This window comes from Ruegeria sp. CDSB136, from assembly GCF_059610965.1.
Genome location: NZ_JBXWOP010000001.1, coordinates 18,913 through 40,600, shown reverse-complemented (window position 1 = coordinate 40,600; position 21,688 = coordinate 18,913). Strand labels below are relative to the sequence as shown.

Here is a 21,688-nt window from a genome sequence, read left to right as displayed (position 1 = left end):
AAGGGCGGGTCCGAAAGACCCGCCCTTTTCTTTTGCGGAAAGAAAACCAATGACGATCCAGGATATCCGGCCAGATCAGGCCCATCTGATTTTACCCCTGCTGCACCAGGTTCATGACCTGCATCTGGAACATCAGCCTGAAAGATACGCAGCGCTGCCGGCGGATGCCGAGCTGGCCGACTACCTGCAATCCCGGCTCATGCAACCCAACCTGTTCGCTGTCGGCTTTTTCGAAAGCGACAAGCTGCTGGGTTACGCCATTTTCGAGATTTCCCAGCGTCCCGCGTCACCCTTTCACCCGGTTGATACCCGCGCTGTTCTCCACCAGATCAGCGTCGACAGGGCCGCGCGCCGCCGTGGCATCGGCACCGCGCTGCTGGAAACCGTCAAATCGCGGCTGAGGCAGGTGGGCGGAAGCGTTCTCACGGCCTCGGTCGCCAGTTTCAACGCCCCGTCCCAAGCCCTTATGGCTAATTCCGGGCTGAACCCTTCACTGACCATGATGGAATGGCGCGATCCGATCCCTTGATGAGAAAGCCCCACCGAAAAGGTGGGGCCCAATCAAATTCGTTGTCAGTCCGAGTATCAGCTACAGTTCAGCGGCACCGCAAAACCGGAGCTGCGACTGTCAGACCCTTTCCGGTAAACTTCGCCAGCTGGCAGGCACCCGGTGAACCGTTCCGTGTTGGCGCCAAACGCCGCTCCGGTGGAACTGTCCACTTTTCCACCGTTGCTGGCGGTGCGCAGAACCCCGAAAAGCGTGCCGTTTACGCTGACAGTGCTCAGGTACAGGTTGTTGCCCTGGGTAGACAATTGAACCGCGCTGACATCGGATTGCCCGCCATTGGCAATCGCCACACCGGCGATTTTTGACAATTCAGTCTCATCCGAGACGACCGAAACGGTCGGAATTTTCGCAAGTTCCGCAGGTACATTGGTCGCTGGCGGTGCAAATGCAACTGCGCCTTCGACTTCCGAGACCGTGCGCGGTTCACCATCAATGCCGGTAAAACCAACGCCCTGGCGGTTGAACGGGTCCTCACAGGCCGACAGGCTCAGAACGAGGGTCGAAGATAACAAGATTTTTTTCATGGCGCTCAACGTTTTGTGGCGGTTTGCTCAACCGTAGCGGCAGGTCGCCACGAAAAGCAAGACGCCGGCGATGCGATTGGGCCATATGCTGATGCTCTGCTGCAACGGCCATGGACGTGCATAGGAAAGCACAAACGCGCTTGTGAAACGTTGAAAAACAAAAAAAGGGTCCTGCTTCGCAGAACCCTTTAACTGTGTCCGGATGGACAGGCAAATTACTTGATCTTGCCTTCCTTGTACTCGACATGCTTGCGAGCGACCGGGTCGTATTTACGAATGGTCATCTTCTCGGTCATGGTGCGAGCGTTTTTCTTGGTCACGTAGAAGTGGCCCGTGCCCGCGGTCGAGTTCAGACGGATCTTGATTGTCGTCGGCTTCGCCATGGTTATCTCCTGCGTCCGAAAAGGCAGGGGCCTTTCGGTTGAATTCCTATGAGCGTGCGCTTTTACGCGCTGCACAGCCCATGTCAAGGGCTATCGCGCGCATCGAGGCAGCAGAAGGTGGGATGGCCTTATGCAGGAAGTGTCGGTGCCCCCATATAGGTATGAATCTGATTACATTCCGCATCCGACAGCCCCAATGCGGTTGCCAGCTGACGCAGGTATGACGCCTCACGCGCGTTATCCAGACGAATCGCAGCCAGAGACGTGGCGTATATCTGTGTTTTCAAAGGTCCGCCCGCAGCGGCCGCCAAGCCCATGACATCAATCGGCGCGTTCAGTTGTTCTTGAACGAAGGCCCGCTCCTCATCGCTGATGTCGTCGCCCAACTCTCCCAGAATTGTTTCTTTCTCATGGGTGTCCAGTTCACCATCCGCCTTGGCCGCCTGAATCATCGCCCGCAGCATCAGCTTGGCCTGCTCCTCCATGACGGCGCCACCGGGTGTTCCCCGGAACACGGTATCCATCATGTCCGCCGTTTGCTGGCTGCCCGACCTTGCCGCGCCTTGCATGGCGTTCATCAGACCGCCCAGCCCAGCGGCACCTGCCGGGTTGACCATACCCAGCTTGCCGATCATCTCCTGAAGTCCGGCGGCCCCGCCGGGCATGCCGAACTGCTCGGCCATCTTGCCAAGCTGGTCCATGCCAAATCCGCCCCCCGCACCCTGCATTGCATCCTGCAGGCCGGCCATACCACCCATCTGCTTGTATTTCTCCAGTCCTTTCGCGGCAGCAAACCCTACGGCCACCGAGGCAAGTGCTTTCATGAAACTCATAATCGTCCTCCCGATTCAAAAATTACTCCTTACCGCACCTACTCAGACGTCCTTGAACCCTGCCTTCGAAATTCGTCGGACAACGGCTGGACTGTTGCGGACTGAAAACTCAGCAGACACAAGACTATACGAAAACGAAAAACCATGTTCGCGCTTGTGCATTTCCATCATTAAATTGGCGCTTTCCCGCACATGCGGAGCTTCAATTGCCCGGATCACGAATTCGTGATACCGTGCCGCCAGTTCAAAGACCCAAGAAGCCATCTAAGCGCTTAACGCTTGAGGCACCGAAAGCAGGCGAAACCTCTGTCAGCAGAGTTTTAAGGCATGTTTTTCTGGGGGGCTATCATGACAGAATGGACTATTCAGGGGGAAGAGCTGGCCAATTGTAACTGCAATTTCGGTTGTCCTTGCCAGTTCAGCGTACTTCCGACACATGGGAACTGCGAAGCGGTTGTCGTCTTTGACATTGAAGCTGGCAAATATGGCGATACCGATCTGGCGGGCTTGCGCGCTGCCGGCGTCTATTACTGGCCCGGACCGATCCACGAAGGCGGCGGTCAGATGCAGCTTATCATCGACGAAAGCGCCAGTCCCGATCAGCGGGCGGCCCTGCAAGCGATCATGACCGGCGAGGACACCGATGAAATGGCCACCATGTGGTACGTCTACAGCGCCATGGCCCCGCAGAAACACGAAACTCTGTACCTTCCGATCGAACTGGACTGGGATCGCGAGGAACGCAAGGGGTTCGCGAAGGTCCACGGTATCTTCGACGTTGAGGTCAACCCGATCCCGCATATCGTATCCGGAGCGCCGCACCGCGCATCCATCCAGTTGCCGAACGGGTTCGAGTACCGCCACGCGGAATCCGCCGCAGGTACGACGAGGACATCGGGGGGTGCCATAAGCCTGACATTTGATGCCACCCACGCGCACTTGGCGCATCTCAACATTTCCGGTCACGGTGTTTTGGGCGCTTAACAGGGGCGTCGCATGACACGAAACTCTGACGCACCGCCCGTGGCGGTCGCTGAGCGGTTGCTGAGGCAGGATAGGCTGATCGTTCTGGTCAGTGTCTTGGTGATCGTTCTCGGGGCCTCATGGTACACGATTGCCGGGATCGGCATGAACATGTCTGCCGTCGAAATGACAAGGATGGCCCGGCCAATCGGCGAGCCCATGCAGATGCCGGTAGACCGGCCCTGGAGCCTGCCCTACGCGCTGCTCATCTTTTTGATGTGGTGGGTCATGATGATCGCCATGATGACCCCCAGCGCGGCCCCTGTTGTCCTGTTGTTTCTGGCCCTCAAACGTGTCGGCGCTGACAAGGCCAATGCGGCCCGCCTCAGCTTGCTGTTCCTCGCTGGATACCTGATCGCCTGGGGGGGCTTCAGCCTGCTTGCGACACTGGCGCAATGGGGTCTTGAGCATGTCGGCCTGTCTGATGGCCCCATGATGACCGTCCGGTCAAAGGCATTTGCAGGCTGTGTCCTGATTGCGGCTGGCCTCTATCAGCTTTCATCGCTCAAATCCGCTTGTCTGCGACATTGCCAAAGCCCCGCCCGGTTTCTTGCCGAACACAATCGGCCCGGCGCATCGGGTGCGTTCAGCATGGGCGTCATTCACGGGACATTTTGTCTGGGCTGCTGCTGGGCCCTGATGCTCTTGCTGTTCGTCGGCGGCATCATGAACCTCTACTGGATTGTCGCCATCGCAATCTACGTTGCGCTGGAAAAACTTCTGCCCCATGCCCGCTGGCTGATCCCGGCGACGGGCATCGGTTTGATTGCAACAGGTGCCTGGGTGCTGGCAAGCGCGATATCTTCCGGCACCTAGGCTCTCAAACGGCCAGGGAACCGGCCGAATTCAGGGTTCCGTCACATTGATCCCAGGAGGAGAAAATGCCTTTATTCATAACTTACGCCACCTATTCCCAATCCGGCATCAAAGGAATGCTGCAAAAGCCATCGGACCGCACCGCGCCGGTCAAAGCCCTGCTTGACAAGGTGGGCGGCAAGCTGCTGGCATTCTATATGACCACCGGATCGAACGATGTGGTTGTGATCAGTGAGGCACCTGACGGCACGGACGCAGTTGCGGTCGGAATGGCCGTCGGCGCATCGGGCGCCGTCGACAAGATAGAGACGGTCCGCGCGTGGACGGCAGAGGATTTTGTTGCCATCACGGAAAAAGCGGCGGCCCTGACCGGTGCCTACACACCACCCGGAGGATAGGAGGATACGCGCGGAGGGCCTGTAAGCCGGATCTTGTTCCGGGGTTGCCCCCTTCGATGACCATTCCTCTAGGCCGCACATTGCTGCGCGGCTCAAGCTGCCAACCCGGTCCCTATCGGCCAAGACGCACTTAGCGGCGGTATCGGCTTGCGCCGACCGGCCCGCGCGGGGACCCTATTTGGCATTGCTCCCGGTGGGGCTTGCCGTGCCGCCGCTGTTGCCAGCGGCGCGGTGGGCTCTTACCCCACCGTTTCATCCTTACCCTGCAAGCAAGGCGGTTTGTTTTCTGTGGCGCTTTCCGTCGGGTTGCCCCGCCCGGGCGTTACCCGGCACCGTTGCCTTGTGGAGTCCGGACTTTCCTCTCGGGCTTGCACCCCAGCGGCCATCCGGCCCTCCGCGCTGGCGTTGGGTATGCCTTGGGGGCGGTGGCGTCAAGAGTGGTCAGGGTGCGAAGGGGCCAGCCCCTTCTTGGCCTGCGGCCAATTCAACCCCGGGATATTTTTGGCCAGATGAAGCCCGGATTTGTTTGAGGGTTGCTCAGCTGATCGGCGCAAGGTCAGCGGGTGTGAGTGGACCTTTGGCCCAGGGGCGGTATCTGAGCCGAACGGCGGTGAGGAGTGTTTCGTCATCCGTGTCAGCGGTATAGCCTGCCAGGCGGGCCTTGGTGCGGAACTCTTGTTTCAACGCGTTCGGAGGGCCGCTTCCCTGCCCTCGCCGCGCCGCAAGCCCCTGACGTTCAAGCCGAGGCCAGTCAAAGCGGGGGCCGGGGTCTGATTTGCGGCCCGGTGCCATGTCGGAATGCCCGATCACGCCTTGCGGCGGGATCGACCAGCGCGTCATGATTTGGGGTAACAGGTGTTCCAGCACATTCATCTGAAGGTGCGAAAAGGGATGAAAGCCTGTATTGTCCAGCTCGACCCCGATCGAGCGCGAGTTGATATCGCTTTGACCGAGCCACTCCCCTGCCCCGGCATGCCATGCGCGGTCTTCCTCGGGCACCATTTGCCAGAGGGTGCCATCATTTCCGATCAGGTAATGTGCGGAGACTTCGGCCTGCGGATCGCACAGACGTTCCAAGGCCGCCTGTGCGCTGTCCATCGCCGTGTAGTGGAGTACAACCAAAGACGGCTTCAACCTGTCGCGGCGCGGTCCGAAATTTGGCGACGGGTGCCAGATCGGCGTCAGGGGATCAGTTGCTGACGGCACTGCGGAACGGGCTTGGGTCCCAGTTGCAAGCATAGCCGTCACCGTCCGGGTCAAGCCCCTGACGATCCCGCTGCGGGCCGCCATTTGACAGAAAATCGATCTGTGCCTGATCCGGGGAAGGGTATTTCGCGCAGTTGCGTTGCGCCTTGGCCTGCAGATTGAACCCGGCACGGCTGTAGAGCTGGGTCCCCACGGGGTTCGACGTGTTCAGAGCATATTGAACGATGTTGGGCTGTCCGTCCGACCCCCGCTGCGGTACGGCGGTTGGTGCGACGACCTCGTAAGTCTGGCGGTTCTGTTCGATCAGGGCGGCGTCGGATTCGATGCTGCGGCGGTTGGATACGGCCGCAAAATCCTGTTCGTCGGAAATTCCCTGTGCATTGGACACCGGGACCGGAGTGGATGCGCCCTGCGGAGAAGTGCTGGCCAAGGCGGCGGCTGTCTGAGAAGCGATGTCCGCATTGGCCCCGGTCGCCACGGGTGTCACCGCACCCGGAGCGCCAAGCGGTTGTGCGGACACGTCCACCGGGCGAAGCAACGGATTACCGCCCAGACCCTGCCCGGCCAGTTCAGCCTCGCGTTGCGCCTGGTAATCAGGCGTGTTGAATCCCGTGTTGGCCACTGGTGCCACGTCGGTGCAAGCCGCCACCACGCCGATGGCGGGGATCAGAAGCAAAAAGCGCATGTGACTGCTCCGTGTCTGCTGCTCTGGTTGCCAGAGGCTTACCACCATTTCCCCGGCTTGGCCACGAAACCGGCCGCGTTTTCCAGCGCGTAGGCGGTGTTGAGCAGATCGCCTTCGTCCCATGGGCGGCCGATCAGTTGCAGGCCAAGGGGCAGACCTTGTGAATCGAGGCCCGCAGGCACCGAAATACCGGGCAGACCGGCCAGGTTCACCGTCACAGTGAAGACATCGTTCAAATACATTTGAACAGGGTCGGCTTCGGTCATCTCGCCCAGACCAAAGGCGGCCGACGGTGTCGCCGGTGTCAGAATCGCATCGACTCCGGCGGCAAACGCGTTCTCGAAATCTTTCTTGATCAGGGTCCGAACGCGGCGGGCGCGGTTGTAGTAGGCGTCATAGAAACCGGCTGACAGCACATATGTGCCAATCATGACACGGCGCTGCACCTCATGCCCGAAACCCTCGGCGCGGGTCTTTTCGTACATCTCGGTGATGCCGTCACCCTGCGCCAGTTGCGCGCGGCGGCCATAACGCACACCATCATAACGCGCGAGGTTCGAGGACGCCTCGGCCGGGGCGATCACGTAATACGTTGGCAGCGCGTATTTGGTGTGGGGCAGCGAAATATCGACAATCTCGGCACCCGCTGCTTTCAGCATCTCGGCCCCTTCGGCCCAGAGCTTTTCAATCTCAGCAGGCATACCGTCCATGCGGTATTCTTTCGGGATACCGATTTTTTTGCCCTTGATGTCCCCGGTCAGCATCGCCTCGAAATTCGGCACCGCCAGTTCGGCACTGGTCGAGTCCTTGGGGTCGTGGCCGCACATCGCCTCGAGCATGATGGCCGCATCGCGCACGTTCTTGGTCATCGGACCGGCCTGATCCAGCGAAGAGGCAAAGGCGACGATGCCCCAGCGCGAGCAACGACCATAGGTCGGCTTGATGCCGGTGATGCCGGTGAAGGCGGCAGGCTGACGGATCGAACCGCCGGTATCGGTGCCGGTCGCCGCCAGACACAGGTCGGCGGACACGGCCGAAGCCGACCCACCGGATGAACCGCCTGGTGTCAGTTGCGCGTCGTCATTGCCACGGCGCCAGGGGCTGACCGCGTTGCCATATACAGAGGTTTCGTTACTGCTGCCCATGGCGAACTCGTCCATGTTCAGCTTGCCCAGCATAACCGCGCCCGCATCGGCCAGTTGCTGCGAAACGGTGGATTCGTATTCCGGCTTGAAACCTTCCAGAATCTTCGAGGCCGCCTGCGAGGGCACGCCCTTGGTGCAGAACAGATCCTTGATGCCGATTGGCAAGCCACACATCGACGGTGCGTCGCCGCCCTTGATCCGCTCATCAGCCGCCTTGGCGCGCGCCAGTGCAATCTCGGGCGTCTTGTGGACAAAAGCCTTCAAAGCATCTGCTTGATCGATTGCTTTCAGGCAGGCTTCGGTCAGCTCGACTGAGGTCACGTCACCCTTGCGCAGCGCGTCTCGGGCTTCGGACAGGCCCAGTTTGTTCAGATCGCTCATGTCTTACTCCACCACTTTGGGGACTGCGAAAAAGCCTTCGCGGGCGTCGGGGGCATTGGCCAGAACCTTGTCCTGCTGGTTTCCGTCAGTGACCACATCCTCGCGACGTTTCAGGCGCATCGGCTCGACCGAGACCATCGGCTCGACCCCTTCGACATCCACTTCGTTGAGTTGCTCGATGAACCCAAGAATGGTGTTGAACTCGGACGCCAGCGCCGGCAGCGCGTCGTCCTCGACCTTGATCCGGGCCAGTTTGGCCACCTTGGCGGCGGTGCTTTGGTCAATCGACATCGGAAAACCTCATATGCGTTAGGGGGCATTTACCCGTCTGCCGCACCGGTCGCAAGACCAACAGACTCGGCGGATGATCGAAGGTGATCATGGCAGGTCCGAAGCACCCCATTCAATTCTGAATATCTCATATGCAAAAAAGTGAACTGTACGGTTCACTTTGCAGCTTGAAAAACTGAACTGCGCTGTTCACTTTCTAACATGTGCAACAGCACAAAACCCGGAGAAAGATCATGAAAACCTTCATCACCGCCTTCGTTTTGTCCGCAACTGCCGCCATTGCACCAGCAATGGCTTCGGGCTTTGATTTCAACCCGTTGACCCGCACCCTGACCTTCCCCGAACCGGTTACCCAGCCGGTCACCAAGGACACCACAATTCGCGGAAACTAAATAGAAGGAAGCGCCGGATCAGATATGACGCGACTGATCCGGCGTTGCTGCAATTGCATGCTGCGGACCCTGCGACAAGCCGCTACCATAGGGCGAAAGGACCCGCCGGGAGATCCGGCAGGCGAAGACTTGCCAGACTATGGAGCCATACATGAGCGCACAAAAACAAGCCGTCCTGGACGCGATCGACGCAGTCAACATACAAGACCCCAACCAGGATGGCGGAGAGCCGGAGGCCCTGCTTTATGGCAAGCGGATGAGCGAGGAGCTTGCGCGGCTGTTCCCCGACGCCTCTGACGCGCTGCAGATTGCGGCACGCGGTCAGCACGTGGAACGCTGGAAACTGGCGCGCAGCGAATACCCCGAAGGGCGGACCGGTTATCTGGCTTGGCGCAAGGCGCAGGGCGTTCACCATGCCGAAGTCGTCATGGGCCTGATGAAAAAGGAAGGCTACGGCACCGATCAGATCGATGCCGCGGGCCGGATGCTGCGCAAGCAAGGCATCAAACGCGATGCCGAAGTTCAGGCCCTGGAAGACGTGATCTGTTTCGTCTTTCTCAAATGGTACTTCCAGCCCTTTGCTGCAAAACATTCGGCCGAGAAGATTCAAAGTATCGTCGAGAAAACGGCCCGAAAGATGTCTGGCGAAGGGCGCGCGCGGGTGTTGCGGGAATTCGACCTGCCCGATCATCTGGCCGATGCTTTTCGCGCCGATCAGACCTGATTTTCGGCCAGGTCCTTTCTGTAGACTTCGATCATCCAACCCAGCATCGTTGCGTTCAACAGATGCCACATAAAGTGTGTGCCCATCGGGAATTGGGCACACAGGGCCGGATCAAGGGCGCGGAACGTGATGGACAGGATCAGCAGTACTGCCCCGGCGGCCATGCCGCGCGCCAGAACAGGTTTTTTTGACCGCAACAATGCAGCATAGATCAGGATCAGCAACGGGACCGGCGCGTAGGCAGCGGACCCGCCAAGACCCGGCACAAACCGAAACAGCGGGATTGTCGCAGCCGCATAAGGGATGAACAGCGCGGTGCCGGCCAGCGCCCATCCCGGAGACATCCGCCAGATGTCGCGGTTTACCGCATAGATGTAGATCAGAATGAACAGAAGGATGGGCGTTGTGTCGGCAATAGCCGCCCAAACCTGTGCATGAGTGTGAAACAGAAAACTGCCCACTCCGATCAGGGCGAGCACTGCGACCAGCACCATCGCCAAGGGCAAACCCTGCCCTCGCACCCGGCGCCACATTACCCATGCTGCAACCAGGAAGGCGGCATTGGTCAGCGCATTGACCGGTTCAGCCCAATAGGCGGGCGACAGTCGTTCGCAATAGCCATCGATTTCCTGCATCCAGTCCATGGATTTTTACATAGCCGATGCTAGGCTGAGGCCAACAGTCTGAATGGGAGGATTTTCATGAATATCATCTGGTTGGGTCACGGCAGTTTCCGCATCGAAACCAGCGGTCAGGTCTTGCTGATCGATCCCTGGCTGAGCGGTAACCCCGTCCTGCCCGAAACTCAGCATGACGCGGCGATCGAAGGGGCCACGCATATTATGCTGACACATACCCATTTCGACCATGTGGTCGATATCCTTCCCTTGGCGAAGCGCCTGGGCGTGCCGGTTGTCGGCCAATACGACCTGATGGGTTTTTGGGGCGAAACTGAAGGCATTGAAACGGTCGGGTTCAACAAAGGCGGCACGGTCGACCTGAACGGCGTCAAGGTTTCGATGGTACCTGCGTCGCACAGTTCAACCTTTTCGACGCCGGAGGGGCTGCGCACCGGCGGCACCGAGGTCGGATTCATGATCGTCACCGAGGGCAAAACACTGTATGTCTCTGGTGACACCGATATCATGGCCGACATGGACTGGATGGGCGACTATTACAAACCGGATATCGGCATTCTGTCCGCGGGCGGCCATTTCACCATGGACATGAAAGGCGCGGCTTATGCGTCCAAGCGCTATTTCAATTTTCGGACCGTGATACCCTGCCACTACAAAACCTTCCCGATCCTTGAGCAATCTGCGCAGGATCTGAAAGACGGCCTGCCCGGCGTCGATGTGATCGAGCCTGAAGTGATGCAGGCGATTAAACTATAGGTCCGATGTGAGCGGCGAGGTTTCTCCTTCACCGGAATTGATCGCGGTTGTGCGGCGATGGAACAAGGCCGTGCAAGACAGGGACCGCGCGGTTTTGGAGAACATGCTCTCAACTTCGGAACACCTGCGTTATCAGGGATCGGCGGATGAAGAATCCTGGTCCGGGCAGGTGTTCCGACAGGGTTTCGCCGATCATACGAAAGAAATTCCCGACTATGCCTGGCAGGAACATTCGCTGGAAGCCTTCGAGTGCGGAAACGCCGGTTGGGCACATTGTGAAGCGACGATGACCTTTGCCACGAACGGCAAAGCCGCGTTGCACCGAATTACCTTTTTTCTCCATCTGGAAAACGGCGTCTGGAAAATAGTGCAAATGCATGTCTCCAATCCGACCTCTAACATGGAAAAGATCGGGATCGAACATGAGGCCCTGAATGCGCTGATCGAAGCGGCACGGCGCGAGTTCACGCAGGAACAGAGCGAGGGCACCGCCTCGGTCATGTTCACAGACATTGCCGGATCATCCGAAATCACAGGGCGACTGGGCGATCAGGAGTGGATCAAAGTCATATCGCATCACTTTGATCTGGCAGAGAAAGTGATCCATGCGCATCAGGGGCGTCTGGTCAAATCGCTCGGCGACGGCACCATGTCGATTTTTTCGTCCGTCCATGACGCGGTTCAGGCGGCCGTCAATTTCCAACGGGAAAACAGGTCGGCCACAGTCGACACGGCGCTTGGCCTTCGGATCGGAATTCACACCGGCGACGTCATCCACAAAGACGAAGATTTCTTTGGGTCCGTCGTCAACAAGGCGGCGCGGGTTACGAATGTCAGCGGGCCATACGAAATCCACGTGACTGACGTGACAAGGCTGCTGGTGGGCAACACCGACGGATTGAAGTTCAGTGCCCCAAAACCAGTTCAGCTCAAAGGGTTCGGCGGGCACCAGACAGTCTACCGTTTGGACTGGACCTAGACCCTTTCAAACCACGTCAGGATAAGGTCACTTGCCGGCCCGCTTATCGGCAAAGAACTCAAGCAGCAGGGTTTCGCATTCTTTGGCTGCGATACCATCATAAACAACCGGCTTGTGATGCGTCTGCGGGTGGGTAAAGACCCGTGCGCCATGAGCCACACCGCCCGATTTCGGATCGGCAGCCCCGTAATAAACACGCCGGATGCGCGCGGCGGCCAAAGCGGCAGCGCACATCGCGCACGGCTCCAGCGTGACATAAAGATCATGATCCGGTAGTCGCTCGGACCCAGCATCGGCGCAGGCAGCGCGTAGGGCCAGAATCTCGGCATGGGCGGTCGGATCATTCAACTCGCGCGTCCGGTTGCCTGCGGTCGCAACAATCCGACCGTCGGGCGCGATGATAACCGCACCGACCGGAACCTCTCCGCGTTCGCCTGCCAATCTGGCCTGTTCCAACGCCGCGCTCATATGCGATCTGAATTCCATATCTCTGACTGCATCAGAAACCTGCCTTTCGCAAGCGGGCAGGATAGGTTATGGCCGGGTCCATGAGCAACACCCCTCCTCCCGGCGACCGGATCGCCAAGGTCCTTGCCCGCGCGGGCGTCGCCTCGCGCCGCGAGGCTGAACGCATGATCGAAGCAGGTCGCGTGGCCGTGAATGGCAAGGTGATCGACAGCCCGGCGCTGAATGTCACCTCGAAAGACAGAATTGTGGTCGATGGCAAGCCGGTGTCCGAACCCGAACCCTCGCGCCTTTGGCTGTATCACAAACCTTCTGGGCTGGTGACAACCACACGCGACGAAAAGGGCCGCGCGACGATTTTTGACAAACTGCCCGAGGACATGCCCCGGGTCATGAGCGTCGGGCGGCTTGACCTCAATTCCGAGGGGTTGCTGCTGCTGACCAATGACGGTGGCATCAAGCGCAAGCTGGAGCTGCCTTCGACCGGCTGGCTGCGCAAATACCGCGTCCGGGTGAACGGACGGCCGAAGGATGAAGAATTCGAGCCGCTGCGCAAAGGGCTGGTGATCGACGGGGAACGGTTTCAGCCGATGACCGTTTCCCTGGACCGCCAACAAGGGGCGAACGCCTGGCTGACGATCGGCCTGCGCGAAGGCAAGAACCGCGAGATTCGCCGTGCAATCGAGGATATCGGGTATGCGGTGAACCGCCTGCTCCGGGTCTCGTATGGCCCGTTCCAGTTGGGCGACCTGAAGCCCGGCGAGGTCGAAGAAGTGCGCCGCCGGGTGATGCGGGATCAGCTGGGGCTGGATGGCGGTGAAAAACCCGATGGCACCGCTAAACGGACCACGCGCCCACAACGAAAACGTCCCCCGGTCGGCAAGAAAACTCGCAAGTGACGCCAGTCACACAACCTTCCCCCTAGCGCCAAGCCCGCGCATACACTAAATTTTCTGTGAACGCGGAAGTCCTTGGGGGTGCCATGTCCGGAAGCGGAGTGCAAAAACTGGCCTACGCGGCACTGCTGGTGCTGTTGTTTGGAGTGTGCACCGGCCTGCTGGGAGGGCTATAGGCGCATGGCCAAAAAGTACGGCGGAAAATACAGCCCCCAGGGTGATACGACACCTTCGGATCAGCCCAAGCGCGGACAATTTGACAGTGCGCGGGTCGAACCTGCGGGCGCGCGGGCGAATGTTCTTTTCATTCCGGCAATCCCCCTGGTGTTCCTGTCTCTGAACGACGGTGCCATCGGCATGACCATGGGTCTTGTGGCTGCCGGTTTGCTGACGGCGGCTGCGTTTCTGCTGCGCGAAGGCCTGCGCGCCGAAGGGGCCTACAACGCCCGTCGCACAGCCCGCCGCCCCGCTTTTCCACGCAAGATTTTCGCCAGCATTCTGACCGGGTTGGGTGTGGCGCTTGCTTCGTTCCGGACCGAGTATCTGGATGCCGAGGCGGTTTCGCAGGTCAGCCTGCTGGCGCCTGTTCTGTTTGGCGCAGCGGCGGCGGTTCTGCACTCGGTCTCGTTTGGCCTTGATCCGATGAAAGACAAGGGCATGGAAGGTATAGACACCTTTCAACAGGATCGCGTCGCACGTGTAGTGGAAGACGCCGAAGCCCATCTTTCCGAAATGACCGAAGCGATCAAACGTGCGGGGGACCGTACTGTCGAAGCCCGGGTTGAACGGTTTCAGGACACCGCCCGCGATCTTTTCCGCACAGTCGAGGAAGACCCGCGAGATCTGGCCGGTGCCCGCAAATACCTGACGGTTTATCTGCAGGGTGCCCGCGATGCGACGATCAAGTTTGCAGATGTCTACGCGCGCACCCGCGATGCGCAAGCCTTGTCAGATTATTCATCTTTGCTGGATGATCTGGAACAGAATTTCGCCGCGCGCACCCGCAAGATGCTATTGGATGACCGAAGTGATCTGACGGTTGAAATTGAAGTGCTGCGCGAAAGGCTGCAGCGCGAAGGCGTCCGGTTGGACTGACCGGCCATTATTTGAGCGAGGAATATCCCCATGTCCGATGAGATCAAGAAAAAGGCCGTTGAAGCTGAAACGATTGTGCAGGAAGTGACTGCCGTGGCCCTGCCCGAGCCCAAGGCCGATATTGTTCCGCTGGAAGAGGCCGATGAACCTGTCGGCGCCGAAATTCGCAAGCGGATGGAAGAGATCGACATGGGCAATACCAATTCGATCGTGTCCTTTGGTTCGTCGGCACAGGCCGAGTTGCAAGAGATCAGCCAGGCCATGCTTGCGGACGTACGCAACAAGGATGTTGGTCCCGCTGGCGACAGCCTGCGCGATATCGTAACCACGATCCGCGGGTTCTCGGTCAGTGAACTGGACGTACGCCGCGAACGTAGTTGGTGGGAGAAATTGCTGGGTAAGGCCGCGCCCTTTGCCAAATTCACAGCGCAGTTCGAAGATGTGCAAGGCCAGATCGACAAGATCACCGACGATCTTCTGGGGCATGAACACACCCTGCTCAAGGACATCAAGTCGCTGGATTTGCTATACGAAAAGACGCTGGGCTTTTATGACGAACTGGCGCTTTACATCGCGGCGGGCGAGGAAAAGCTGACCGAACTGGACAGCCACTACATCCCGGAAAAAGAGGCCGAGGTTCAGGCCGCCGCCGAGGGCGAACAGGTAATGGAAGCGCAGGAGCTGCGCGATCTGCGCGCCGCGCGCGATGATCTGGAACGCCGCGTTCACGACCTAAAGCTGACCCGGCAGGTGACAATGCAATCGCTGCCATCGATCCGTCTGGTTCAGGAAAATGACAAGTCGCTGGTGACCAAGATCAACTCGACCTTGGTCAACACAGTCCCGCTGTGGGAGACGCAGCTTGCGCAGGCCGTCACGATCCAGCGCAGCGCCGAAGCTGCCTCGGCCGTGCGCGAAGCCAACGACCTGACCAACGAATTGCTGACCTCGAACGCGGCCAATCTGCGCCAATCCAACAAGATGATCCGCGAGGAAATGGAACGCGGTGTCTTTGACATTGAGGCCGTCAAAAAGGCCAATGCAGACCTGATCGGCACGATCAACGAAAGCCTTGCCATCGCCGATGAGGGCAAAGCCAAACGCGCTGCCGCCGAAGAAGAGCTGAAAAAGATGGAGGCTGAACTGCGTGACACTCTGGCGGCGGCCAAAGCCCGAAAGGATGGCATTGGCGACAATGCCGGAACCGCTGTCTCGGGCTGAGGCGGGTCGGGGCGTGCGTCCGTTGAAATGTCTCAAGGTCCTGCTGGGACTGGTTTCGCTGTTGGCTCTGGCCAATTGCGACGAAGCGCTGACGACCTCACTTGTTCCCGAGGCTCGCCCGGCTGAACCGGCGCCGCAGCCCAATGCCTATGTTCCCCCGTCTGCGGCCAGTCAGGATCTGGCGCGTTTCTATCAGCGGGTCGAGCGCGATCTGCTGACCCGCGGATTGCTTCGTGTGGACGGTGGCGGCCCGGATACGCCCTATGATGCCGACGATCTGGCTCGCAATTTCGAAGCCATCGCGTTTTACAGCGAATACCCTGATCACGCCGTGGCGATTGGTTCAGGACAGACCGATGGGCAGCTCAGTCGCTGGTCGGGGCCGGTGCGCATCCAGACCGAGTTCGGGCCGTCGGTTCTGCCCGAAACACGCAAGCGGGATGCGGAACTTGTCCAAGGTTACACCGAACGTCTGGCGAAACTGACGGGGCACCCTGTCTCGGTCGTCAGTCGCAAGGCCAATTTTCACGTCTTCTTTGCCGGCAAGGACGACAGCGCCTACGTCGTCGCCCGCGTGAAGCAGCTGATACCGAATATCAGTCAGGCCTCGCTGGATCTGATCGCCAATCCCCGCGCCAGCTTCGACTGTTTCGTGCTGGCCTCGGCCACAAGAACATCACCGTACAAATACGTACGTGCGGTCACGCTTATCCGGTCCGAATTGCCTGATCTGGTGCGGCGCAGCTGCATTCACGAGGAAATCGCCCAAGGCCTGGGTCTGTCCAACGACAGCCCCACAGCACGACCGTCGATCTTCAACGACGATGACGAGTTTGCGCTTCTGACCAGCCATGACGAGAAATTGCTGACTATTCTTTACGATCCACGTCTGCAGCCTGGCGTGTCTGTTGAAGATGCCAGGCCCGTGGTGCGTATCATTTCACGCGAGTTGATGGGTCAGTCGCTCTGACCTCAAGGACAGGAGAACCCAGATGGGAATTTTCGATTTTCTGACCGGCGAATTCATTGACGTCATTCATTGGGTGGATGACACCCGGGATACGATGGTCTGGCGGTTCGAACGCGAAGGACACGAGATCAAGTATGGCGCCAAGCTGACGGTGCGCGAGGGACAGGCGGCGGTGTTTGTGCACGAGGGGCAACTGGCGGATGTGTTCACGCCGGGCCTTTACATGCTAGAGACCAACAACATGCCGATCCTGACGACGCTACAGCATTGGGACCATGGCTTTCAGTCTCCGTTCAAATCCGAGATCTATTTTGTCAACACGACCCGGTTCAATGACCTGAAATGGGGCACCAAGAACCCGATCATGTTACGCGATCCCGAATTTGGCCCGACCCGGATCAGGGCCTATGGAACCTACACGATCCGCGTGAAGGACCCCGCTAAATTCCTGGTCGAAATCGTCGGCACTGATGGCGAATTCACCATGGACGAGATCAGTTTTCAGATCCGCAACATCATCGTGCAGGAGTTCAGCCGGGTGATCGCCGGGTCGGGCATTCCGGTTCTGGACATGGCGGCCAATACCGCCGATCTGGGCAAGCTGATCGCGGCAGAGGTGTCGCCGGTGCTGGATGGCTACGGGCTGGAAATGCCCGAGTTCTATATCGAAAACATCTCGCTGCCGCCGGCGGTCGAGGCTGCGCTGGACAAGCGGACATCGATGGGGCTGGCGGGCGATCTCGGCAAGTTCACCCAGTATTCCGCAGCCGAAGCAATGACGGCCGCCGCCAGCAACCCCGGTCAGGGAGGCGGTATGGGCGCGGGTCTTGGCATGGGAATGGGCATGGCGATGGCGCAGCAGATGGCGAACATGGCAGCGGGTCAGCCGAGCGGCCCTTGGGGTGCGTCCGCCCCCGCTGCTCCGCAACCGACGGCGCGTGTGGCACCGCCGCCCCCGCCGCCCGTAGAACATGTCTGGCACATCGCGGTGGACGGACAGGTCAGTGGACCGTTTTCCAAAGCCAAAATGGGCCGCATGGCCACGGATGGCGAAATCACCCGCGACACGCATGTCTGGACGGCCGGACAGGACGGCTGGAAAAAGGCTGGTGATGTGCAGGAACTGGCGCAACTTTTCACCATTCTCCCGCCGCCGCCGCCGGGTGCGTGACCCGATGGGCAGGTCTGTTGCCCCAGTCTTCATCGCCGTCGCTTTGCTGAGCGGATGTGCGGGACCGGGCCGGGAACCGGCCACGCCCTCTCTTCCTCCGCTCGCGGTGGACGCCACGCGGCAGAATTTTTTCAAGGCTCATCCGGGGGCTGCCGTCGATTTGTTCGATGCCAAAGGCGACGGTTTCCGGATATTCCAGAATGGCCGGGCTGAATACCGGTCATTTGGGGCGCTATCCGATCTTCGCACGTCCACCTATGTGTCGGAGATGTCAGGCAACCGGATATGTCTGGCTGCGGCTGATCAGTGGTCAGGCGCGTGCCTTGACCTATTCGGCAATCCCGAAGGCACAATTCTGATTCAGGTCGAGTTCGGCAATGGCGCCAGACGCAGCTACCAAACGCAGGTCGTTCCGGCATCTGATTTCTAAGACCATTTGGAAAGCAACTGAACACGCGCCTGTAAGAGACAGTAAACCCTGGTGAAATGGCAATGACCGATCCTGAGCAACTCACTGTTACACAAACAGACGAACATCGCTTTCCATGCAACCAGTGTGGCGCTGATTACCGGTTCAACCCCGGCGACGGCACGTTGACCTGCGATCACTGTGGGCACTCGGTGTCGATTGGTGCGGGTCCGTGGGGCGGTGCAAGCCTGCGTGAGTTGGATTTTGACGCGGCAGTTGCAGATCGACTGCCAGACAGCGAGATTGAGGAAACCCGAGTTCTGTCCTGCCCGAACTGTGCCGCACAGGTCGAATTCGACCCCGCCACGCACGCGGCGGAATGCCCGTTCTGCGCCACGCCAGTAGTCACGGATTCGGGCGTGAACCGTCACATCAAACCCAAAGGGGTATTGCCGTTTGCGCTGAATGAACGTTCGGCCCACAAGGCCATGGGTGATTGGCTCGGCCGACTGTGGTTCGCCCCGAATGGCCTGAAAGAATACGCCCGCAAGGGGCGGAAGATGCAGGGTATCTACGTGCCCTACTGGACGTTCGATGCCGATACCAAATCCCGATATCGCGGTGAGCGGGGTGTGATCTACTATGAAACCATAACGGTCGTGCGCGATGGGAAGCGGGTTCAGCAACAGGTCGCAAAGGTGCGCTGGTCGCCCAAATCGGGCCGCGTGGCGCGGTTTTTTGATGATGTTCTTGTGCTCGCCTCTCGCTCATTGCCGAAACGTTACACCGATGCACTGGAACCCTGGGACCTGCCCGCGCTCGAGCCTTATCAGCCCGAGTACCTGGCAGGCTTTCGGGCCGAAGCCTACACGGTCGAGTTGAAGGACGGGTATGCCGAGGCGCGGGCGCATATGGCGCGCGTCATAGAACGGGATGTACGCTTTGACATCGGGGGCGACCGTCAGCGCGTGCATGCGGTCGAAACCGATGTGCGGGATGTTACCTTCAAACATATCCTGCTGCCGGTTTGGATGGCGGCCTACAAATACCGCGGTCAGACCTATCGATTCGTAGTGAACGGGCGAACCGGCCGGGTTCAGGGGGAACGGCCCTGGTCAGCCATCAAGATCACAATCGCTGTGGTGCTTGGACTTCTGGTCGCGGCCGGGGTTGGTTACCTGGCGGCGACGGGCCAGCAATAGACTTACAATCCGTCGTCCGGACCCTTGATCTTCGCCCAACCCGCAGCCATCCTGCGCGGCGTTGGGGCGAAGGAGATATCGGGTGACGCTATCGGCATTGAACGGCTTGCTGGAGGATCGACACTCCTGCCGCGCCTTTTTGTCAGATCCGGTACCGCGGGGTGATATCCGGAAAATCCTGACCAGCGCATCCCGGGTGCCAAGTTGGTGTAATGCACAGCCCTGGCAGGTCGTTATCACCAGCGGCGCGGAAACCGAGCGGTTCCGGCAGGCCATGATGCATGAAGCCGCGACCGGCACCCCTGCCCCGGATCTGCCCTTTCCCAGCTCATATTCAGGAACCTATCAGGAACGCCGCCGTGCCTGCGGATGGGCATTGTACGAATCGGTCGGGATCGAGCGCGGCGACCGCGCGGCGTCGGCGCGGCAAATGAGCGAGAATTTTGCCCTTTTCGGTGCGCCCCATTGCGCCATTATTTCCAGCCCGGCCGAGCTAGGCCCTTACGGTGCGATGGATTGCGGTGGTTTTGTCACGGCGTTTACGCTGGCGGCGCAGGCTCTGGGCGTGGCCACCATTCCCCAGGCGGCGCTGGCCGCTTACAGCCCGTTTCTGCACCGGTTTTTTCAGATCCCGGATGATCGCCTGATCCTGTGTGCGATATCTTTCGGGTACCCGGACAGGGACCACCCTGCAAACGGTTTCCGAACAAACCGCACAGGCGTGGATGAAATCGTGGACTGGCGGGGCTGACGCCGGTGTTCCTGAAAAGAATGGACTAGGAGAGAAGACATGCGGGCCCTTCTGCAACGCGTGACGCGCGCATCCGTATCGGTCGGCGGAACAGTGATCGGTCAGTCCGGCACCGGTCTGCTGATCCTTGTCTGTGCTATGCGGGGTGACGACGAACAGCAGGCGGACAAGCTGGCGCAGAAGATTGCCAAAATGCGTATCTTTCAGGACGACGCCGGAAAGATGAACCGGTCGCTGCTGGATATCGGCGGATCGGCCCTCGTGGTCAGTCAGTTCACTCTGGCCGCCGATACGTCGCGCGGCACCCGACCAGGATTTTCTGAGGCTGCGCCTCCGGAACAGGGCAAACAGCTTTATGAAACGTTTGCAGACAAACTGGCGGCTCAGGGTGTTGCCGTCGAAACAGGAGAATTCGGCGCGACAATGGCCGTCGAACTGGTCAACGATGGACCGGTCACAATCTGGGTGGAAAACTGATGTCCCAAGCGGAAAAAGCACAGCGGATCTGGCAGGCCGGCGTTTCGGCGGTGGATGGATACACGTCTGTTAGACAGGCGTTGAGCGATATCCCGACGCCCGATCGCATCCTTGCCGTGGGCAAACCGGCAGCGGCCATGGCGCGGGCGGCGCTGGAGCATTTTGGTGCATTGCCGACACTTGTCGTAACCAAGGACGATCACGGCCGCGACCTGCCTCCGCATGTTGAGGTGATCGAGGCCTCGCACCCTGTTCCAGACCACCGCAGTCTTGCGGGCGGCAAAGCCCTGCGTGAAGCCGTCGAGAACATGGCGGACGGATCACATCTTCTGTTGCTGGTGTCCGGCGGCGCCTCGTCGCTGGCCGAGGATCTGGTGCCGGGCAAAACTCTGTCCGATCTGGAACAGTTGAACAAAAGACTGTTGTCCGAGGGGCTGGATATTGCCGCCATGAACGCCGAACGGCGCAAGCTGTCGCGGATCAAGGGCGGCGGTCTGTTGACTGGTTTTTCGGGCGCGCGCGTGACCGTTCTGGCCATATCCGATGTGCCCGGTGATGACCTCAACGTCATCGGTTCGGGCATCGGCGCACTGCCCGATGATCACGCCTACCAGGCCACGGCCCGGATCGTGGCGTCGAATTCACATGCGCGGGGCGCAGCGGCCGAATTGGCGGCGGACGCCGGATACACGGTGCTGGCCAACGAGGAGTGTCTGCACGACGATTATCTGGAAATTGCCCGGACGCTGGGGCCGCGGTTGCGGTCCATGTCGACGGGGGCCATGATTTTTGGTGGTGAACCAACGGTTGTACTGCCGCAAAACCCCGGCCGCGGGGGGCGGAATCAGGCGCTCGCGCTGGCTCTGGCACGGGAAATCGCCGGGACCGAGGGGCTGACACTGGTGGTCGGCGGGACCGATGGAACCGATGGTCCCACACTGGCTGCGGGTGCGATCATCGACGGATCAACATGGGGCGAGGGCGCAGAGCAGGCATTGCAACGGGCCGACAGCGGGAGCTTTCTGGACAAAGCAGGCGCATTGCTGATCACCGGTCCAACCGGAACGAACGTTATGGACCTGCTTGTCGTGGTGCGCGCGTGAACGGGAATGATCTGGTCCCGAAGTCGCGCGATGTTGGTCGTTTCGGACAGAGGTCGGTCCGCAAAACCAGAAAAACTGACGTATTTTGCGCCCGCACATCGACAGTTATCAAACCTTTCGTGAAGAAAGTTTCACTGATGAGATACGCCTGGATCGCGATATAGTATTGAAGGACAAGTAATCTGG

General features: G+C 59.6%; 27 protein-coding genes and 1 other RNA gene. 18 read left to right on the top strand and 10 right to left on the bottom strand.

Going from position 1 to position 21,688, the window contains the following annotated elements:
• The first annotated feature begins 49 nt into the window (after positions 1 to 49).
• Positions 50 to 529 (top strand): GNAT family N-acetyltransferase, encoded by a 480-nt coding sequence (locus AC2FIR_RS00210; RefSeq protein ID WP_496743601.1) that lies wholly within the window; start codon positions 50 to 52, stop codon positions 527 to 529.
• Between the two features lie 56 nt (positions 530 to 585).
• On the opposite strand, the gene AC2FIR_RS00205 is transcribed toward AC2FIR_RS00210, so the two are convergent.
• The 3 genes from AC2FIR_RS00205 to AC2FIR_RS00195 all read right to left on the bottom strand — a co-directional run bounded on the left by AC2FIR_RS00205 (position 586) and on the right by AC2FIR_RS00195 (position 2,308).
• Positions 586 to 1,092 (bottom strand): hypothetical protein, encoded by a 507-nt coding sequence (locus AC2FIR_RS00205; protein WP_170609874.1) that lies wholly within the window; start codon positions 1,090 to 1,092, stop codon positions 586 to 588.
• 215 nt (positions 1,093 to 1,307) lie between these two features.
• Positions 1,308 to 1,475: a 50S ribosomal protein L33 gene (gene rpmG, locus AC2FIR_RS00200; protein ID WP_010441901.1), complete on the bottom strand. Its 168-nt coding sequence runs from the start codon at positions 1,473 to 1,475 to the stop codon at positions 1,308 to 1,310.
• A gap of 128 nt (positions 1,476 to 1,603) precedes the next feature.
• Positions 1,604 to 2,308: a DUF533 domain-containing protein gene (locus tag AC2FIR_RS00195; protein WP_321252040.1), complete on the bottom strand. Its 705-nt coding sequence runs from the start codon at positions 2,306 to 2,308 to the stop codon at positions 1,604 to 1,606.
• Positions 2,309 to 2,656: 348 nt separating this feature from the next.
• On the opposite strand from AC2FIR_RS00195, the gene AC2FIR_RS00190 reads away from it, so the two are divergent.
• The 3 genes from AC2FIR_RS00190 to AC2FIR_RS00180 all read left to right on the top strand — a co-directional run bounded on the left by AC2FIR_RS00190 (position 2,657) and on the right by AC2FIR_RS00180 (position 4,545).
• Positions 2,657 to 3,292, top strand: a complete 636-nt coding sequence (locus tag AC2FIR_RS00190) for a DUF1326 domain-containing protein (protein ID WP_170609870.1) — start codon at positions 2,657 to 2,659, stop codon at positions 3,290 to 3,292.
• Positions 3,293 to 3,304: 12 nt separating this feature from the next.
• Entirely contained in the window at positions 3,305 to 4,147 is an 843-nt protein-coding gene (locus tag AC2FIR_RS00185; protein WP_496745541.1) for a DUF2182 domain-containing protein, read from the top strand.
• Between the two features lie 65 nt (positions 4,148 to 4,212).
• A complete protein-coding gene (locus AC2FIR_RS00180) occupies positions 4,213 to 4,545 on the top strand; it encodes a GYD domain-containing protein (protein ID WP_170609866.1) in 333 nt (110 codons plus the stop codon).
• A gap of 6 nt (positions 4,546 to 4,551) precedes the next feature.
• Here AC2FIR_RS00180 and rnpB read toward each other — a convergent pair.
• From rnpB to gatC, 5 genes are all read right to left on the bottom strand, one after another.
• An RNA gene (gene rnpB / locus AC2FIR_RS00175) (RNase P RNA component class A) lies at positions 4,552 to 4,943 on the bottom strand.
• A gap of 139 nt (positions 4,944 to 5,082) precedes the next feature.
• Positions 5,083 to 5,784, bottom strand: coding sequence for an N-acetylmuramoyl-L-alanine amidase (locus tag AC2FIR_RS00170; RefSeq protein ID WP_496745543.1), 702 nt, complete (start codon positions 5,782 to 5,784; stop codon positions 5,083 to 5,085).
• Positions 5,735 to 6,436 carry a hypothetical protein gene (locus tag AC2FIR_RS00165; RefSeq protein WP_480911322.1) on the bottom strand — a complete coding sequence of 234 codons (702 nt, stop codon included), beginning with the start codon at positions 6,434 to 6,436 and terminating at the stop codon, positions 5,735 to 5,737. Before AC2FIR_RS00165 ends, AC2FIR_RS00170 begins: the two co-directional genes overlap by 50 nt.
• Positions 6,437 to 6,474: 38 nt before the next feature.
• Positions 6,475 to 7,962, bottom strand: a complete 1,488-nt coding sequence (gene gatA, locus AC2FIR_RS00160) for an Asp-tRNA(Asn)/Glu-tRNA(Gln) amidotransferase subunit GatA (RefSeq protein ID WP_496745545.1) — start codon at positions 7,960 to 7,962, stop codon at positions 6,475 to 6,477.
• A 3-nt stretch (positions 7,963 to 7,965) separates the two neighbouring features.
• Positions 7,966 to 8,253 carry an Asp-tRNA(Asn)/Glu-tRNA(Gln) amidotransferase subunit GatC gene (gatC, locus tag AC2FIR_RS00155; protein ID WP_170325838.1) on the bottom strand — a complete coding sequence of 96 codons (288 nt, stop codon included), beginning with the start codon at positions 8,251 to 8,253 and terminating at the stop codon, positions 7,966 to 7,968.
• Between the two features lie 233 nt (positions 8,254 to 8,486).
• Here gatC and AC2FIR_RS00150 point away from each other — a divergent pair, with 233 nt between their 5' ends.
• Together AC2FIR_RS00150 and AC2FIR_RS00145 are read left to right on the top strand one after the other, a co-directional pair.
• Positions 8,487 to 8,645 (top strand): hypothetical protein, encoded by a 159-nt coding sequence (locus AC2FIR_RS00150; RefSeq protein ID WP_480811898.1) that lies wholly within the window; start codon positions 8,487 to 8,489, stop codon positions 8,643 to 8,645.
• 151 nt (positions 8,646 to 8,796) lie between these two features.
• Positions 8,797 to 9,369 carry a DUF4202 domain-containing protein gene (locus tag AC2FIR_RS00145; protein ID WP_170609856.1) on the top strand — a complete coding sequence of 191 codons (573 nt, stop codon included), beginning with the start codon at positions 8,797 to 8,799 and terminating at the stop codon, positions 9,367 to 9,369.
• Here the strand turns inward: AC2FIR_RS00145 and AC2FIR_RS00140 are convergent.
• Positions 9,360 to 10,013, bottom strand: coding sequence for a ceramidase domain-containing protein (locus AC2FIR_RS00140; RefSeq protein WP_496745548.1), 654 nt, complete (start codon positions 10,011 to 10,013; stop codon positions 9,360 to 9,362). The two genes, AC2FIR_RS00145 and AC2FIR_RS00140, sit on opposite strands and share 10 nt — an antisense overlap.
• Positions 10,014 to 10,070: 57 nt before the next feature.
• On the opposite strand from AC2FIR_RS00140, the gene AC2FIR_RS00135 reads away from it, so the two are divergent.
• Both AC2FIR_RS00135 and AC2FIR_RS00130 read left to right on the top strand, forming a co-directional pair.
• Positions 10,071 to 10,763: a metal-dependent hydrolase gene (locus AC2FIR_RS00135; protein WP_496745550.1), complete on the top strand. Its 693-nt coding sequence runs from the start codon at positions 10,071 to 10,073 to the stop codon at positions 10,761 to 10,763.
• 7 nt (positions 10,764 to 10,770) lie between these two features.
• On the top strand, positions 10,771 to 11,742 hold the full coding sequence (locus AC2FIR_RS00130; RefSeq protein WP_496761780.1) for an adenylate/guanylate cyclase domain-containing protein: 972 nt from the start codon (positions 10,771 to 10,773) through the stop codon (positions 11,740 to 11,742).
• A 27-nt stretch (positions 11,743 to 11,769) separates the two neighbouring features.
• Here AC2FIR_RS00130 and AC2FIR_RS00125 read toward each other — a convergent pair whose 3' ends face one another.
• The gene (locus AC2FIR_RS00125; protein ID WP_496745554.1) at positions 11,770 to 12,228 is read right to left on the bottom strand and encodes a nucleoside deaminase; all 459 of its coding nucleotides are present in this window, start codon (positions 12,226 to 12,228) and stop codon (positions 11,770 to 11,772) included.
• A gap of 62 nt (positions 12,229 to 12,290) precedes the next feature.
• Here AC2FIR_RS00125 and AC2FIR_RS00120 point away from each other — a divergent pair, with 62 nt between their 5' ends.
• The 10 genes from AC2FIR_RS00120 to AC2FIR_RS00075 all read left to right on the top strand — a co-directional run bounded on the left by AC2FIR_RS00120 (position 12,291) and on the right by AC2FIR_RS00075 (position 21,502).
• Positions 12,291 to 13,106 carry a pseudouridine synthase gene (locus AC2FIR_RS00120; RefSeq protein WP_496745556.1) on the top strand — a complete coding sequence of 272 codons (816 nt, stop codon included), beginning with the start codon at positions 12,291 to 12,293 and terminating at the stop codon, positions 13,104 to 13,106.
• A 177-nt stretch (positions 13,107 to 13,283) separates the two neighbouring features.
• On the top strand, positions 13,284 to 14,198 hold the full coding sequence (locus AC2FIR_RS00115) for a 5-bromo-4-chloroindolyl phosphate hydrolysis family protein (RefSeq protein WP_170609844.1): 915 nt from the start codon (positions 13,284 to 13,286) through the stop codon (positions 14,196 to 14,198).
• A gap of 30 nt (positions 14,199 to 14,228) precedes the next feature.
• Complete coding sequence (locus AC2FIR_RS00110) at positions 14,229 to 15,419, top strand: toxic anion resistance protein (protein WP_480911336.1); 1,191 nt, start codon at positions 14,229 to 14,231, stop codon at positions 15,417 to 15,419.
• On the top strand, positions 15,394 to 16,389 hold the full coding sequence (locus AC2FIR_RS00105; RefSeq protein WP_496745559.1) for a DUF2927 domain-containing protein: 996 nt from the start codon (positions 15,394 to 15,396) through the stop codon (positions 16,387 to 16,389). The genes AC2FIR_RS00110 and AC2FIR_RS00105 overlap by 26 nt, the downstream gene beginning before the upstream one ends.
• 22 nt (positions 16,390 to 16,411) lie before the next feature.
• Positions 16,412 to 17,560: an SPFH domain-containing protein gene (locus tag AC2FIR_RS00100; RefSeq protein WP_496745561.1), complete on the top strand. Its 1,149-nt coding sequence runs from the start codon at positions 16,412 to 16,414 to the stop codon at positions 17,558 to 17,560.
• Between the two features lie 4 nt (positions 17,561 to 17,564).
• Positions 17,565 to 17,990 (top strand): hypothetical protein, encoded by a 426-nt coding sequence (locus AC2FIR_RS00095; protein ID WP_496745562.1) that lies wholly within the window; start codon positions 17,565 to 17,567, stop codon positions 17,988 to 17,990.
• A gap of 56 nt (positions 17,991 to 18,046) precedes the next feature.
• Entirely contained in the window at positions 18,047 to 19,171 is a 1,125-nt protein-coding gene (locus tag AC2FIR_RS00090) for a TFIIB-type zinc finger domain-containing protein (protein ID WP_496745564.1), read from the top strand.
• Between the two features lie 82 nt (positions 19,172 to 19,253).
• Complete coding sequence (locus tag AC2FIR_RS00085) at positions 19,254 to 19,922, top strand: nitroreductase (RefSeq protein ID WP_496745566.1); 669 nt, start codon at positions 19,254 to 19,256, stop codon at positions 19,920 to 19,922.
• Positions 19,923 to 19,961: 39 nt separating this feature from the next.
• Complete coding sequence (gene dtd / locus AC2FIR_RS00080; protein WP_170682042.1) at positions 19,962 to 20,399, top strand: D-aminoacyl-tRNA deacylase; 438 nt, start codon at positions 19,962 to 19,964, stop codon at positions 20,397 to 20,399.
• Positions 20,399 to 21,502: a glycerate kinase type-2 family protein gene (locus AC2FIR_RS00075; protein WP_496745568.1), complete on the top strand. Its 1,104-nt coding sequence runs from the start codon at positions 20,399 to 20,401 to the stop codon at positions 21,500 to 21,502. The genes dtd and AC2FIR_RS00075 overlap by 1 nt, the downstream gene beginning before the upstream one ends.
• The last annotated feature ends 186 nt before the right edge of the window (positions 21,503 to 21,688 follow it).

Excerpts from the sequence above, each read along its gene's own strand:
- AC2FIR_RS00210 (WP_496743601.1), top strand. The coding sequence starts at position 50 with ATGACGATCCAGGATATCCGGCCAGATCAGGCCCATCTGATTTTACCC.
- AC2FIR_RS00205 (WP_170609874.1), bottom strand. The coding sequence starts at position 1,092 with ATGAAAAAAATCTTGTTATCTTCGACCCTCGTTCTGAGCCTGTCGGCC.
- rpmG (WP_010441901.1), bottom strand. The coding sequence starts at position 1,475 with ATGGCGAAGCCGACGACAATCAAGATCCGTCTGAACTCGACCGCGGGC.
- AC2FIR_RS00195 (WP_321252040.1), bottom strand. The coding sequence starts at position 2,308 with ATGAGTTTCATGAAAGCACTTGCCTCGGTGGCCGTAGGGTTTGCTGCC.
- AC2FIR_RS00190 (WP_170609870.1), top strand. The coding sequence starts at position 2,657 with ATGACAGAATGGACTATTCAGGGGGAAGAGCTGGCCAATTGTAACTGC.
- AC2FIR_RS00185 (WP_496745541.1), top strand. The coding sequence starts at position 3,305 with ATGACACGAAACTCTGACGCACCGCCCGTGGCGGTCGCTGAGCGGTTG.
- AC2FIR_RS00180 (WP_170609866.1), top strand. The coding sequence starts at position 4,213 with ATGCCTTTATTCATAACTTACGCCACCTATTCCCAATCCGGCATCAAA.
- AC2FIR_RS00170 (WP_496745543.1), bottom strand. The coding sequence starts at position 5,784 with ATGCTTGCAACTGGGACCCAAGCCCGTTCCGCAGTGCCGTCAGCAACT.
- AC2FIR_RS00165 (WP_480911322.1), bottom strand. The coding sequence starts at position 6,436 with ATGCGCTTTTTGCTTCTGATCCCCGCCATCGGCGTGGTGGCGGCTTGC.
- gatA (WP_496745545.1), bottom strand. The coding sequence starts at position 7,962 with ATGAGCGATCTGAACAAACTGGGCCTGTCCGAAGCCCGAGACGCGCTG.
- gatC (WP_170325838.1), bottom strand. The coding sequence starts at position 8,253 with ATGTCGATTGACCAAAGCACCGCCGCCAAGGTGGCCAAACTGGCCCGG.
- AC2FIR_RS00150 (WP_480811898.1), top strand. The coding sequence starts at position 8,487 with ATGAAAACCTTCATCACCGCCTTCGTTTTGTCCGCAACTGCCGCCATT.
- AC2FIR_RS00145 (WP_170609856.1), top strand. The coding sequence starts at position 8,797 with ATGAGCGCACAAAAACAAGCCGTCCTGGACGCGATCGACGCAGTCAAC.
- AC2FIR_RS00140 (WP_496745548.1), bottom strand. The coding sequence starts at position 10,013 with ATGGACTGGATGCAGGAAATCGATGGCTATTGCGAACGACTGTCGCCC.
- AC2FIR_RS00135 (WP_496745550.1), top strand. The coding sequence starts at position 10,071 with ATGAATATCATCTGGTTGGGTCACGGCAGTTTCCGCATCGAAACCAGC.
- AC2FIR_RS00125 (WP_496745554.1), bottom strand. The coding sequence starts at position 12,228 with ATGGAATTCAGATCGCATATGAGCGCGGCGTTGGAACAGGCCAGATTG.
- AC2FIR_RS00120 (WP_496745556.1), top strand. The coding sequence starts at position 12,291 with ATGAGCAACACCCCTCCTCCCGGCGACCGGATCGCCAAGGTCCTTGCC.
- AC2FIR_RS00115 (WP_170609844.1), top strand. The coding sequence starts at position 13,284 with ATGGCCAAAAAGTACGGCGGAAAATACAGCCCCCAGGGTGATACGACA.
- AC2FIR_RS00110 (WP_480911336.1), top strand. The coding sequence starts at position 14,229 with ATGTCCGATGAGATCAAGAAAAAGGCCGTTGAAGCTGAAACGATTGTG.
- AC2FIR_RS00105 (WP_496745559.1), top strand. The coding sequence starts at position 15,394 with ATGCCGGAACCGCTGTCTCGGGCTGAGGCGGGTCGGGGCGTGCGTCCG.
- AC2FIR_RS00100 (WP_496745561.1), top strand. The coding sequence starts at position 16,412 with ATGGGAATTTTCGATTTTCTGACCGGCGAATTCATTGACGTCATTCAT.
- AC2FIR_RS00095 (WP_496745562.1), top strand. The coding sequence starts at position 17,565 with ATGGGCAGGTCTGTTGCCCCAGTCTTCATCGCCGTCGCTTTGCTGAGC.
- AC2FIR_RS00090 (WP_496745564.1), top strand. The coding sequence starts at position 18,047 with ATGGCAATGACCGATCCTGAGCAACTCACTGTTACACAAACAGACGAA.
- dtd (WP_170682042.1), top strand. The coding sequence starts at position 19,962 with ATGCGGGCCCTTCTGCAACGCGTGACGCGCGCATCCGTATCGGTCGGC.
- AC2FIR_RS00075 (WP_496745568.1), top strand. The coding sequence starts at position 20,399 with ATGTCCCAAGCGGAAAAAGCACAGCGGATCTGGCAGGCCGGCGTTTCG.